General features: G+C 43.7%; 13 protein-coding genes. 7 read left to right on the top strand and 6 right to left on the bottom strand.

Annotated features, from left to right (window positions below; genetic code table 11):
• The first annotated feature begins 164 nt into the window (after positions 1-164).
• The 5 genes from J8L86_RS15945 to fhuB all read left to right on the top strand — a co-directional run bounded on the left by J8L86_RS15945 (position 165) and on the right by fhuB (position 6,901).
• A complete protein-coding gene (locus J8L86_RS15945; RefSeq protein ID WP_211031005.1) occupies positions 165-2,339 on the top strand; it encodes a TonB-dependent siderophore receptor in 2,175 nt (724 codons plus the stop codon).
• Between the two features lie 72 nt (positions 2,340-2,411).
• Positions 2,412-3,134, top strand: a complete 723-nt coding sequence (locus tag J8L86_RS15940; protein ID WP_065110379.1) for a siderophore ferric iron reductase — start codon at positions 2,412-2,414, stop codon at positions 3,132-3,134.
• Entirely contained in the window at positions 3,104-3,901 is a 798-nt protein-coding gene (locus tag J8L86_RS15935) for an ABC transporter ATP-binding protein (RefSeq protein ID WP_247663467.1), read from the top strand. Before J8L86_RS15940 ends, J8L86_RS15935 begins: the two co-directional genes overlap by 31 nt.
• Complete coding sequence (locus J8L86_RS15930; RefSeq protein WP_065110377.1) at positions 3,895-4,881, top strand: ABC transporter substrate-binding protein; 987 nt, start codon at positions 3,895-3,897, stop codon at positions 4,879-4,881. Before J8L86_RS15935 ends, J8L86_RS15930 begins: the two co-directional genes overlap by 7 nt.
• On the top strand, positions 4,874-6,901 hold the full coding sequence (gene fhuB / locus J8L86_RS15925) for a Fe(3+)-hydroxamate ABC transporter permease FhuB (RefSeq protein ID WP_247663465.1): 2,028 nt from the start codon (positions 4,874-4,876) through the stop codon (positions 6,899-6,901). The genes J8L86_RS15930 and fhuB overlap by 8 nt, the downstream gene beginning before the upstream one ends.
• 117 nt (positions 6,902-7,018) lie before the next feature.
• On the opposite strand, the gene J8L86_RS15920 is transcribed toward fhuB, so the two are convergent.
• Genes J8L86_RS15920 through J8L86_RS15900 form a run of 5 tightly spaced genes read right to left on the bottom strand, consistent with a single transcriptional unit; the run spans position 7,019 to position 10,874 of the window.
• The gene (locus J8L86_RS15920; RefSeq protein WP_211031004.1) at positions 7,019-9,100 is read right to left on the bottom strand and encodes a heavy metal translocating P-type ATPase; all 2,082 of its coding nucleotides are present in this window, start codon (positions 9,098-9,100) and stop codon (positions 7,019-7,021) included.
• Positions 9,100-9,414: a YtxH domain-containing protein gene (locus tag J8L86_RS15915; protein ID WP_055025539.1), complete on the bottom strand. Its 315-nt coding sequence runs from the start codon at positions 9,412-9,414 to the stop codon at positions 9,100-9,102. The genes J8L86_RS15920 and J8L86_RS15915 overlap by 1 nt, the downstream gene beginning before the upstream one ends.
• Complete coding sequence (locus J8L86_RS15910; protein WP_211031003.1) at positions 9,407-9,712, bottom strand: hypothetical protein; 306 nt, start codon at positions 9,710-9,712, stop codon at positions 9,407-9,409. Before J8L86_RS15910 ends, J8L86_RS15915 begins: the two co-directional genes overlap by 8 nt.
• Positions 9,709-10,590: a hypothetical protein gene (locus J8L86_RS15905; RefSeq protein WP_211031002.1), complete on the bottom strand. Its 882-nt coding sequence runs from the start codon at positions 10,588-10,590 to the stop codon at positions 9,709-9,711. The genes J8L86_RS15910 and J8L86_RS15905 overlap by 4 nt, the downstream gene beginning before the upstream one ends.
• Positions 10,587-10,874, bottom strand: a complete 288-nt coding sequence (locus tag J8L86_RS15900; protein WP_156003384.1) for an HMA2 domain-containing protein — start codon at positions 10,872-10,874, stop codon at positions 10,587-10,589. The genes J8L86_RS15905 and J8L86_RS15900 overlap by 4 nt, the downstream gene beginning before the upstream one ends.
• A 402-nt stretch (positions 10,875-11,276) precedes the next feature.
• Between J8L86_RS15900 and J8L86_RS15895 the strand changes: the two genes are divergently transcribed.
• Positions 11,277-11,636: an HMA2 domain-containing protein gene (locus tag J8L86_RS15895; protein ID WP_247663463.1), complete on the top strand. Its 360-nt coding sequence runs from the start codon at positions 11,277-11,279 to the stop codon at positions 11,634-11,636.
• A 7-nt stretch (positions 11,637-11,643) separates the two neighbouring features.
• Here J8L86_RS15895 and J8L86_RS15890 read toward each other — a convergent pair whose 3' ends face one another.
• Positions 11,644-12,066: a hypothetical protein gene (locus J8L86_RS15890; RefSeq protein WP_211031000.1), complete on the bottom strand. Its 423-nt coding sequence runs from the start codon at positions 12,064-12,066 to the stop codon at positions 11,644-11,646.
• 197 nt (positions 12,067-12,263) lie between these two features.
• Here J8L86_RS15890 and J8L86_RS15885 point away from each other — a divergent pair, with 197 nt between their 5' ends.
• Positions 12,264-13,211 carry a LysR family transcriptional regulator gene (locus J8L86_RS15885; RefSeq protein WP_055025534.1) on the top strand — a complete coding sequence of 316 codons (948 nt, stop codon included), beginning with the start codon at positions 12,264-12,266 and terminating at the stop codon, positions 13,209-13,211.
• Positions 13,212-13,215: the final 4 nt, after the last annotated feature.

Here is a 13,215-nt window from a genome sequence, read left to right as displayed (position 1 = left end):
GACTTTACTCTCGAAATCATATTATTTTTCACATTTCATCGCTTCATGCACCAAATTGTTAAATGTATCTAGATGAAACATTATATTATCCGCGCTTGATAATCATTCTCATTACTATTCATGTTTACTGACATGGAACTGAACGATATAAGGCAGAGGGCGGTATGGTCTCATCTAAGAGCAATAAGTCATTTACATTAACCATGGTTGCAGCTGCAATCACCACTTCAATGGCGTATAGCCAGCAAGTGTTGGCTGAAGATAGCAATGACTTAAGTATTGAAGTGCCAAAGTTTGAGACCATCACTGTTCTTGGTCAGGCCTACAGAAATACGGCGACTAAAACGTCTTTAACTCCACTAGAGACGCCACAAGGTGTCACCGTGATCGACAGTGAGTTGTTAGATCAACGTGGTGTTAAGTCATTAAACCAAGCATTGCGTTATGTGCCGGGTGTGACCACTGAGCAAAAAGGTGGCGCAGTCACCATGTATGACACCTTCAATATCCGTGGTTTTGATGTAAACCAAAGCTACTATGACGGCTTGGTGCTGCAATCATTAACAGGCTGGAACTTACAACCACAAATTGACCCTATTGCACTTGAGCAAGTTGAAGTGTTTAAAGGTCCAACATCAGTACTTTATGGCTCAATGCCACCAGGTGGCATGGTTAATATGATTGCCAAAACGCCACAAGAAATGCGCAGCACTGATGTGAATGTTGCAGTGGGTTCTGACAACCTGACCGAAGCATCGATTGATACTACTGGCCAAATTGGCGATAGTGATTTCTCATACCGTGTGATTGCTTTAGCACGCAGTAAAGATGGTCAAGTAGACCATACTGAAGAAGAGCGTTTTGTATTCGCGCCTTCGATCGATTGGAATGTGTCAGATAGCACTTACATTAACTTTAACTTGTACTATCAAAATGACCCGTCAATGGGGATGAATTCATCATTACCTGCATCGGGCATGATTTACGACAACCCAAATGGCAGCACAAGCTCATCGACATTTGCGGGTGATAAGAATTGGTCTGAGTTTGAGCGTGAATTTGTGTTAGCTGGTTATAAAATCAATCACGATTTCAACGATAACTGGTCGTTCTTACAAAACTTCCGCTATATGGATGCGACGTTATCGCAAAAGAACACTTACCACTTAGGCGACAACTTTGACCCTATGACAGGTGACTTAGATCGTAACATCTACAGCACTGAAGAGAGCTCAACGGGTTACACCATAGATAACCAGTTATCTGGTTTAGTCTATACGGGTAACTTAGAGCACAACCTATTGTTTGGTTTGGATTACCAAAAACTGGATGGTGTGTCAGCGTACTCAGAGTACGGCACGACGAGCCAGTTTGGTACGTTCAATATCTTCAACCCAAATAATGACATGATTGACCCATCGCAGTTGTCATCAACCTATGATGCAAAAGATGATGTGATGGTTGAGCAAACGGGTTTGTATTTCCAAAACCAAATGCGCTACAACAACCTGATCATGATTTTAGGTGGTCGCTATGATGATTACACTTCATCAAGTGAATATTCAGATGACTACGGCGATAGTAGATCAGCAGCTGATCATCAAGAGTTCTCTTACCGTGTTGGTGCTATGTACGAGTTCGACAATGGTATTTCGCCATTTGTTAGCTATGCAACGAGCTTTGAGCCAGTTGCAGGGACTAAAACGGATGGTTCAACCTACAAGCCTGAAATGGGTGAACAGTTTGAGTTTGGTTTAAAATATGGCTCTGCTGATCAAAGTAAAACAGCGGCATTGTCATTCTTTAACATCGTGAAAAGTGACGCGCTAATGGCTAACCCTGATGACCCATGGGGCGATAAGCTGCAAATCGGTGAAATCGAATCTCGTGGTGCAGAGTTTGAAGGTCAATGGTATGTGACTGACAGCTTTGATGTTGCCGTTAACTACACTTACATCGACATGGAAATTACCAAAGACAGTGGTAATGGCTTACAAGGTACACAGCCTATCTATGTGCCAAAACATGCTGCATCGTTATGGACTAATTACCATATTGATGATGGTGCGTTAGCAGGTATGCGTATTGGTGGTGGTGTGCGTTACGTGGGCGAAATGCAAATGGATGCCATGAACACAGACCAAGTTGATTCTTACACCTTAGTTGATTTATCAGTGGGTTATGACTTAGGTGAGTTCAGTACTAGTTTGCTAGGTGCCAGTGTTAACTTAGTGGCTAATAACCTATTCAACGAAGAATACTACACCTGTTATGACTCAGTGAATTGTTGGTACGGTGCTGAGCGAAACATTGAATTAAATTTCAAATATAACTTCTAATCTAGTGTGAAGTGTTTGCCATAAAGCGGAACCGTATCGCTTTATGGCCCTAATTTATCGATTGGTCAGGCCATGAGTTTAGCTGTTTTTAACGATATATATCAGCAATGTGAACAAATCTCTCCTTATCTTAAAGGGGAGATTTTGGTTTCTGACCGCCCAGATTCTTCTTTGATTTCATACCATGGTTCTAACCTAGCGAATATTCGCTCACTGTATCAAAGTATCAAGTTGCAATCGCCTGAGGCAGGTCAAGCTTATTGGCTCACTCGTAGCTGGGATTTACTGACATGGCAGCCATTGTATGTTGCCATTACTGCGATTTATCACTGCCAAGTCTTGCCTGATTTATGCAATATGTCTCAGCGTCATCAAGATGGTGTCGTGGCAGGTTTTTGTTTTTCATGTACAGACTGCGATACCGGTGAGTATCATCAGTTAGTCAGCGCCGCAGGTCAGCAACTTTTGACTATTTTCGAGCATTTTCGCCAAGAGCTAGATCAATCTGTTCGCTGTCGCCCTCGATTTGTTGAGCACTTAATTGCAGATGCATTATTGTCTCGCTTACTCTTATTGCAACAGACTAATCCTGAATTCTCTGCTACTTTTATTCGTCAACAGGCCGTGTTGTGGCTCGATGCTTTGTCATTATCTGATGAGCACATCACGAAGATTCAGCTTTCACCTATAACAAACCAATTAGTGTTTACACGTTCTAGCTGCTGCTCCGTGTATAAAACCGTTACTGGCCAAAAGTGCGCTAATTGCCCCAAGTTAAAACAGAAGAGTATTTAATGTACCAACTGAGTCACGTTAAAGTTATCCGCGATGAGCGCACCATTCTTGATATTGAACAACTGAACATAGATCCCCACGCCTTAACCGTCGTGCTGGGTCATAATGGTTCTGGTAAGTCGACACTCGTTAATCTTTTGGCTAACCAGTTTCAGCCAGAAGCGGGTGACATTACCTTAGATAACCAACCGCTGAAAAAATATTCTGCCAAAGAGCTTGCTAGAACCGTTGCTTATTTGCCGCAAAAGCTACCTGAGGTGGCAGGATTAAATGTGTCAGAGCTTGTTCGATTGGGACGTTTCCCTTGGCGTGGCACGTTAGGGCGCTGGCGTGATGAAGACCAACAAATTATCGAAAAAGCGATGGCTGAAACTGGGGTTACAGAGTTTAAAGATGCGTTAGCAGATCAACTATCAGGTGGTGAGCGACAACGCACTTGGGTGGCAATGTTATTAGCTCAACAGGCCAAAATGATGATCCTTGATGAGCCCACATCCGCTTTAGATATTCAGCACCAATATCAATTGATGGATCTACTCAGTCGCTTGAATAAAGAAACCGGTGTAGGGGTGATTGTCATTTTGCATGACCTTAACTTAGCGCTGCGTTTTGCCACGCAAATAGTGGCATTAAAGAAAGGCCAGATAGCGTTTCAGGGTGATACTGATATTTTACTTGATGAAGCCTTGCTAAGTGATTTATATGCAACGCCAGTAACCTTAGTTGATCATCCTAACAAGCCACATAAGGTGGCGATTGTATGTTAAAACCATCTGCCTTGTTATGGTCGTATTTATTGGCATTTATTGTGATTATGCCAGCGTTAGCTGAGCCTAGTGTCGCTGTCGATACTGGCAAAACAAACACCCAAATTACCATTGAGGATAGTCGTGGTATTCAGGTTTTACCTCGCACTCCTAAGCGTGTTGCAGCGCTCAACTGGGATATTGCAGAGCAAGTATTAGAGCTGGGCGTTACACCTATTGCCATGCCAGATGTTGCAGGGTACAAAGAGTGGGTGATGAACCCGTTAGTACCCGATGAGGTGATGGATGTTGGCACTCGTGTAGAGCCTAACTTTCAACGTTTAGCAGCATTAAAACCTGATGTGATAATCATTGCATCACCACAGTTAGATTTATTACCCCGACTTGAGCAAATTGCGCCAGTATTATTTTTTCAAACTTACAGCGAGCATCATGACAATGCTAAGGCGGCGTTAGATAACTTTTTTAGTATCGCAAAAGTATTAGACAAAACCTCACAAGCTCAAGCCAGAATTGACAAAATGCATGCAGTGATTGATGAGCAGAAACAACAATTACTCACGGCATACCAAGGTAAACTGCCTAACGTCAGCACTTTTAGGTTTGCCAGTATGACCTCTGTTTATTTGTATGGTGACAATTCTACCGCTCAATATGCTTTATCGTTACTTGGTATCAAACCTGCTATCGAAGTGGAAGCCACTCAATGGGGCGTGAAACAGCAGAGGTTAAAATCACTTCGACATGTGGGAAATGGCGTCGCACTGTATTTTGAGCCTTTTGCCCAAGAAGCTGAACTTGAAGAAAGTGTCATGTGGAATGCCATGCCTTTTGTGCGTCACAACAAGATGAACAGTATTGAACCTGCATGGAATTATGGCGGGGCCATTTCAATTGAATACATGGCCCAAGCTCTCACTCGCAGCTTATTAGCGATTGCGCCAACCTCTGAGATTCATAAGGGGGCGATGCATGAGTAACCTTGCGATGTCGCAGCGCTACGTATTTACCTTTGTTGCACTGGTATTAGCGGTATTGATGTCGGCGCAGATTGATACCCAAATCCTTGTTTCAGAGCAGTTGTCATTGTTGATGAACTTTTCTGACCGACTCACTTTGGCAGATAATTTTGATGCCATCATGTTTGTCGAGTCTCAACTGCCACGTATTGTGATGGCAATCATGGTTGGCGCCATGTTAGGTCTGGTCGGCAGTTTAATGCAGCAGTTAACACAAAATCCATTAGTGTCGCCCATGACGCTGGGTACTGCTTCAGGGGCTTGGCTTGCACTGGTGGTGATGAATGTGTGGTTTCCGTCGTATGTGGGTGACTATGCACCGATAGCGGCATTAATTGGCGCCATGCTGACATTGGGTTTAGTGATTTTAATTGCGGGAGTACGCAACCTCGCTGGTTTACCTGTGGTGCTGGCAGGTATGGCGGTTAATATCTTACTGGGTGCTATTGCAACGGCGATTATTCTACTTAATGACCAATATGCTAAAAACCTGTTTATATGGGGAGCAGGGGATCTAGCGCAAAATGGTTGGGCGCAAATACAGTGGCTACTGCCTAAGTTGTCTGTAGCAGTACTTATCTTCATATTCGCACCACGGATATTAGCCTTGTTGCGCATGGGACAAGCAAGTGCATCTGCCCGTGGATTGAATATCATTCCTGCCATTTTAGGTTTATTTGCCATTGGCCTGTGGCTGATTGCAGCCAGTATTACCAGCGTTGGTGTGATAAGTTTTATTGGCTTGTTAGCGCCAAATATTGCTCGGCAGCTGGGAGCAAGAACCCCAAAAGATGAACTGTTTTACAGCATGTTGCTGGGCGGTCTTATTCTAGTGTTAACCGATGCACTTGCTGTGGGGTTAAGTGTATTAACCTTTGATTTAGTGCCATCGGGTACCGCTGCTGCCTTTATCGGTGCGCCCGCATTGATTTGGTTTACTCGCCGTAAGCTATCAGCTCAAGATCAGTTGTCTTTTTCAATGCCGAAAAGTCATTATGTGATGAGCCAAGCTAAATTAATGGTGTTAGTTGCTGGTTTAGTGTTACTCGGCTTATTTACGACGATATTTAATCAAGTCACTGTTGCTCAAGATGTATCGAGTGCGCAAGACATCATCTGGACTTGGGCAATACCTGACGCCTTTGGCTGGCAAATTCAGTGGCCAAGGTTGCTGACCGCAGCCTCTGCTGGGGCCGGGCTTGCGGTCGCAGGCGTGCTACTTCAACGTTTGATTTATAACCCGTTGGCAAGTCCTGATATTTTAGGTATTTCTGCCGGGGCGACATTAGCCCTAGTGGGCGGTGCGATTTTTGTTGGGTTAAATATTTTTAGCACTGCGCCTGCCATTGCCTTTTTAGGTAGCATGTCGGTGTTAGCTATTTTGTTGGTCTTAGGCAAACGGCATCATTATGCGCCTTCAATGCTGATTTTAATTGGTATCGCACTGACTGCATTGATTGAAGCTATAGTGCAATTTGCGTTAGCCAAAGGTGATGAAACGTCTTATATCATTTTGAGTTGGTTGGCTGGCTCAACCTATCGAGTGACACCATCTTCGGCATTAACCTTAGTTGCCATGGTGATTGGTTTAATTGGTTTTGCATTGGTGACATGTCGCTGGTTAACATTGATTTCAACGGGGCGAGAGTTTGCTAAAGCCAGAGGCTTGAACGTGCCCAAAGCTTTTGTCTTGTTGCTAAGCTGCGTGGCATTACTTTGCGCTGCTGTCACTGCCACCATGGGGCCTGTTGCATTTATTGGTTTACTTGCACCGCATATGGCAGTGATTTTAGGTGCCAAAAAAGTTGAAATGCAATTACCAACAGCTGCGGTATTAGGTGCAGGCTTGATGGTGTTTTCTGATTGGTTAGGGCAAAACCTAGTTTATCCGTCGCAAATTGCCGCTGGGACTATCGTATCTGTCGTTGGCGGAATTTACTTTATCTTGCTGCTATTACAAGGCAGGCGGTCGATGAATTAGTCTTATATTAGTTAAAAACTAAGTGGTATTGGACAACAGGTGCCAATAAAAAAGCCCAGTTACACTGGGCTTTTTTGTGGTTAAAACAGGATGTTTTAGGTCGGAGGTTGGCGAGAACTAGCCGATCCTCGGGCCATTCTTGATGGCGACCGAGCGAGCTAGAATCCCTAACGTTGTCCCATTATGCAATAACGCACTCATGGTTGGATTAAGCCAGCCAAGTGCTGCAGCGAGCATAATGCCACTGTTGACGTATTCAGCGACTTTAATGTTGCTGTTGATCATCTTCATTGCGATTTGAGACAGCTGATAGGTTTCAGCAACACCGTATAACCTATCTTGCAGTAACACGACATCTGCAGCTTGTCTGGCAAGCTCTGTGCCTTTGCACATGGCTACACCAACGTTAGCTTTGGTTAATGCAGGTGCATCATTTACGCCATCACCCACAAACATCACTTTATGGCCTTGCTGCTGCAATGACTCAATGATGGTTGATTTGGTTTCTGGTGTCGCCTCTGCAAACACTCTGTCGAGTTTGAGATCTTCTCCAAGCATGTTGGCTTTGTAGACACTATCGCCAGAGATCATCATCAATTGGCTAATGCCCAACTGTTTTAGATCTTCTAGGGTTTGATAGACATCTTCACGTAGGTGATCTCTAAGGCCAATCATGCCCATTAGTTCGCCTTGATGAGAGATAAAAATCAGATGACGCCCTTTGGCTTCATATTGACGAATTTGCTCTTCATAGGCACTAAAGTCGACAGATTCGTGTGACTCAAGGAAGTGACGACTACCCATAACAAGGCAATGGTCATTGACGGTACTTTTGAGCCCATGAGCAATGACGTATTCCACTTCACCATGATCAATGTGTGGCAGTTTATGATGTTTAGCAGCATTCACTACCGCTTGCGAAAGCGGATGGTTGCTGTGCTCTTCAACTGAGGCTGCAATGGCCAATAAATCTCGAGCGCAGTGCTCACCTTGGCAATTGAATGGCACCACGTCGGTGACCTCCATATCGCCATGGGTTAAGGTGCCAGTTTTATCGAATACACACACATTGACTTCGGCTAGCTTTTCAATGGCGCTACCGCCTTTGAGTAAGATGCCTTGCTGAGCGGCGCGGTACATAATGGACTTGAACGTCACTGGTGTACTGAGTTTTAGCGCACAGGAGTAATCGACTAAAAAGACAGATGCGACACGATTAATATCTTGAGTCAGTGCAAATACTGCAGCACCGATCCCTAAGGTAATTTTTACGCGGCGATTCGCCATGTCTTGGGTGACTTGCTGGATCTCGCTTTTTTCGCTCAGAGAGTCGTAAATCAGTTGAGCAATTTTAGCGGTAGTCGCTTCACTGCCGACCTTATCAACTCTGACCTTAATCGTGCCTTCATGCACGCTAGAACCTGAATACACAACGGCATCGAGTTCTCGTCGAATAGGAACACTTTCACCCGTCAACGCTGACTGATTAATTAGCGCAGCGCCATCAATGACAACGCCATCAATCGGAACAGGGTCACCTGGCACTAATTCGATAATGTCGTTCACCGCAAGCTCAATTGAGCTTACCTGCAAGCGAGTGCCATCAGGCATGATCTGCCAAACAATAGACTCTTGTGGGATCATCAAATCAGCGAGCAACTTGTCACTTTTACGACAGGTTTCTTGCTCCATGAATTCGCCAAGACTAATCAGCGTTTGGGTCATCATCGCAGTGCGATAATCTCCGCGATAGGCTGATAAACCTACGGCGATAGCATCAAGCACTTCAACTGATACACGTTTTTGCTTCAGCTCTGAAATGCCTTCAGCAAGGGTCGGTGCTATCAGAGTGGCAGTGGTCAACGCACCCCATTTATTAGGCAGCAAAGCCGCAGATAAAGTACCAATGACATTCATGGCGATATCGCCACGGGTAAATTGATGCTCAGACTCTTCAAGCTCAGCTTCGCTAAGATCAATCTGGGTTAGCCTAGCCTCGATAGTGTGAGGCTCTAGTAAGTTGTCATCGTAATCAATCACAATCGAGTGAGCGGCTTCATTAACCCGCACAGCACTGACTCCTTGGATCACCATGAGGCTTTTTTTGATCCACTCGCCAGTATCTTCAAGCTCGGTTGCGCGATTGAGCTTGAAGCGTATACGACCCGGAATATGGTGCTTAATTCGCAACGGGATCATTATTCACCTTTATGCAGATTACGGTAATAATCTAACTCAGCTTGGGTGTCTTCGAGGCGCTCTTTGAGCTCTTCTACTTCACCACGTACTGTAGACCAGGCTTTTTCGCCGGTTGATGCCACACTTTGTTGCACCTTTTTATTGCTGATCAAATACGCCACGGCAGCGCCTGCGGCTAATCCCATCATAAAGTGGGTTTTGGTGTTTTGTGCTTTATATGGTGCAGCGTTTTCAGTCGGAGCAGATTGTGCCTGTTGAGCCTGACCTGCTGGGCCATAACCGTAACCATAGCCATAAGGAGGATAATTATTCATGGTGATTTTTTCCTGAAAATTGATCGACGAGGTAAAGTCCCGCTGCGCCTGCAGCCAAAATCGTCATTAATGACAAGACTGGACGGCCAGCCATTTTACCAGCAGCATAAGTGGTGAGCCCACTGATTGCCGCCGCTTGAATGGCTGATTTAGTCGCCTTAGACACCATCATTTCTGCTTCTATCTCACCTTGTTTGTAAGATTGCCACTGGGTGGCGACAGAGGCGCCACCGCCTACCATGGCACCGACAAGCAAAGCACGGCTGGCAGGGCTTAGTTGGCTGTATGTATTACTCATGCTGGTTTCATTTCATCTGATGATTGCGTTGCTAGCACTGGTGCTTCTTCAGTTGGAGCTGGCTCTGCTTCAGCAGTCGCTTCTTCAGCTGGTGCTTGATAATGACGCTCTACAGATGCTTGAAAACCTTCTTTACCCGCACTGTAGGTGTCTTTAAATATTTCACTGCTGTTAGTCACGTTTTCTTTAACGCTACTCGCTGTTTGGCTTGCGGTTTCTTTTACTTTACCGCCACCCGTTTTGAGCATGTCACCTGCGCCAGATACTACGTCCATTAACTTGCCGCGGACTTTATCATTGCTAAGTAATAATGCGGCTGCAGCGCCAATCATTGCGCCTTTCCAAAATTCTTTATCGTTCATACCTAAGCTTCCTAATATGTCTTTAAACATGCCTGCGTCTTCACCTAATGCTTGTTCGAGCATGGCTTGCGCCTGTTCCATAAATGGATCGTTTTGCTCTGCATTTGCGTCAGGTTCTGACTGAGGTGGCATGTTAGGGTGAGGATAATATGCGGGGTGCATCATGTGCGGTTGTGACCACATTGGATGATGTTGCGCATAGGGTGAGTGATAGTGTGGATGCCCGTGTGGGCCATTAAAACCTGGGTGCATATGCGGATGGTTATGCTGCATGCCTTGATGCATGCCCGGATGCATATGAGCATGAGGGTGTTGCATGTGAGGGTATGCTGCATTAGGCGGCATACCGTAACCATAACCTGGAGGCATATGTGATTGGTAAGGATTCATTTCTGGTGGTACTTGAGCCTGCTGTGGCTGAGCTTGCGGATTTTGCTCTTGTTGAGGGACGCTTTGATTGTCGCCTTGTTGAGCATACTGTGGGGCATAACCCTCGGATGTGTATTTATGGCTCATGTTCTAATTCCTTCGGCATTTAAGTACTGAGCAAGGGCGAAATAAGCGTGTTCTGCCTGCTCATCTGTTCCTGCGAAAAGATCATCAACCAGCTCAGGTTTGACGAGATTGGCGTTGTATTCAATGACGATGCTACCAGTCGATTTATTGATCTTATAACTGACAAAAGCGGGTACTTGAGCAATCACATCGTCAACATTTTGCAAATTAAACTGCATCAGGTGTGACATGATCCCAAGCTTGTATTTGAGACGAATTCGGCCGGGAATATGATGAGCTATCATGACCCAGCGTCTCATTTTGATAACTTTGTTTAGATATTTGTCCATTCGAGCATTATACGAACCGAAAATCTTGAGTTATTTGTTTAAGATCACGTTTGAGTGAATTTTTATGGCAGGGATCGTTAATCATCCGTTTAAATTTGAAGTTGAGCGAAAAAGTGCTGTAGGGAGTAGCGTTAAGTTGATGATATTGAATGCTTTAATATATATATGCTGAAATAGACTTGGTTTTGTAAGTTTTGTAAAGATTGTGCGGGAAGGGGATATGTTATTGAAGTAAGCAGAACAGGGATAAAGAAATAATGTTTGAAGGTCAAAAATGTGATCGAGTGCTTTACGTACAATTGCTGTCAGTGATAATATTAGTGTAATGATAATGATTATCAATTATAGAGGTGTTCGATGAGTGTTTATGTTCATAAAACAAAGCAAAGATTAAGAGTGAGATCTGAATATATTCGCCACAATAAAGATCAAGTTATTGAGCTTATTGAGCAGCTAAATGAAATTGATGCTATCAAACATATTAAACACCAATGCCATGCTGGTTCAGTTGCAATTACCTTTGATGATAATGAGCTTGATTGTGAAAGCTTGTTAGAAATTCTAGAAAGTCATGATTGGCTAGTTGAAAGCAGTAAATCATCATTCGTTGAGAGTGCTGTTATTGCGGGGACTAAAACGCTAGTAAAAGGAATGGCAGGTATTGCATTATCTCGCCTCGTTGGGCCATCAATTAGCCGCGTTATTCTAAGCGTTTAATGGGTTATTAATTCAGATTAAATTTTTTCATCGCACATTTACAATTCCCCCCAGCGAGTGCTGGACAGCGTTTACAAGGTGGCGTTTTTAGCGGCAGTTGCGCAATCGAACGTGGCTGAATTTGGACGGCGTTTGTCGCTGCAGGTTTTGCTGTAGAGATAGGCATTTTTACGCGGCTAACAGGCCCAATATGAGATGGCTGACCACTGTCATTAAACCATGATAAAACTGGATTGAGTGGCTGAATAAGTTCCGATACGACATTACCAACAACTTGTCCTGACAACTGATTAAGCTCTTGCTTTAATTGTGGATTAAGCAAGGTGACTTTACTGGTGTTTGCCGTTAACGCATTCAATTGCTTTAATGACTTATTGGTCAATTTTTTTGACTTCTTCTTTAGCTTTTTTAGCGCGCTTTTTGAACTCACTGCAATGCCTACTACGTCATGGACTTGATGATAAAATAGCAAAATTTACAACGTAAATAAATATTATTCTCATTTGGTTGTGGTTTTTTTATACTTGCTAAGGTTATTCATCCCATAACAATTTATAAATTGACTCCCTAAGTTGGACTAATTAGGTCATTATTAGTCACACATCGAATTAAATTAACGGTAATTTCATGTCTTTAACCAAACAATTGGCGCTATTTGTTGATGTCGTTCAGCAAGGCTCGTTTACCAAGGCTGCAACTTTGCATGACATGGACAATTCGTTGCTGTCTAAACAGATTAAAAAATTAGAAACGGAACTTGGTGTGCAGTTATTGAATCGTTCAACACGTTCGTTTTCATTAACCTCAGCTGGGGAAGAGATTTTAGCTCAAGCGTTACAACTGACTGATACCTTATCCCAAGTTCAAAATATTGCAGATTCATACCAGTCAAAGCCTAAGGGGATTATTCGCATTACGTCTGGGGTGTATTTTGGCCAATTATATTTGCAGCCAGTGATCACTCGTTTTATGAAGCAATACCCTGAGGTAAAAGTCACCCTAAACTTAGATGATAAGCGCACTGACATTATTACAGACCATTTTGATGTGGCATTTCGAGTTGGCAAACTCACCGAGTCGAATTTAATTGCACGGAAAATTGCTAAAACTCACTTTGCCATTGTGGCGTCAGAATGCTTTATTCAAGAACATGGCATGCCTATGACACCTGAAGAGCTGATTCAACTGCCCGCAGTGGTCTACGGCAATGGTAATGTGAATTTAGATCAGATGTGCTTAACTGAAACTCCCCATGGCGATTTGTATAAAATGTATAAAATGCGTGGTAATTATAAAGTCAGTGATGTGCGAACGTTAATCGATGCAGTTAAGTCTGGGCTCGGTTACAGCTTGATTGATTTGTTTAATTTAGAAGAGCCTATCGCGCAATCTAAGTTAGTACCATTACTGACTAACTATGGTTTATCAACGATGGATACAGGCATATATGCGGTATACCCACATCGAAAACAGACTTTATTAGTCAGTGAGTTCATTAAGGCGGTGCAAGAATATATCGGTACACCGCCATTTTGGCTCGAACATATCCCCAACTACAAACAGCTATACCAGTAATCCT

Source organism: Shewanella sp. MMG014 (genome assembly GCF_018100775.1).
Classification (GTDB): Bacteria; Pseudomonadota; Gammaproteobacteria; order Enterobacterales; family Shewanellaceae; genus Shewanella; species Shewanella japonica.
This window is presented reverse-complemented; position numbering and strand designations above follow the sequence as displayed.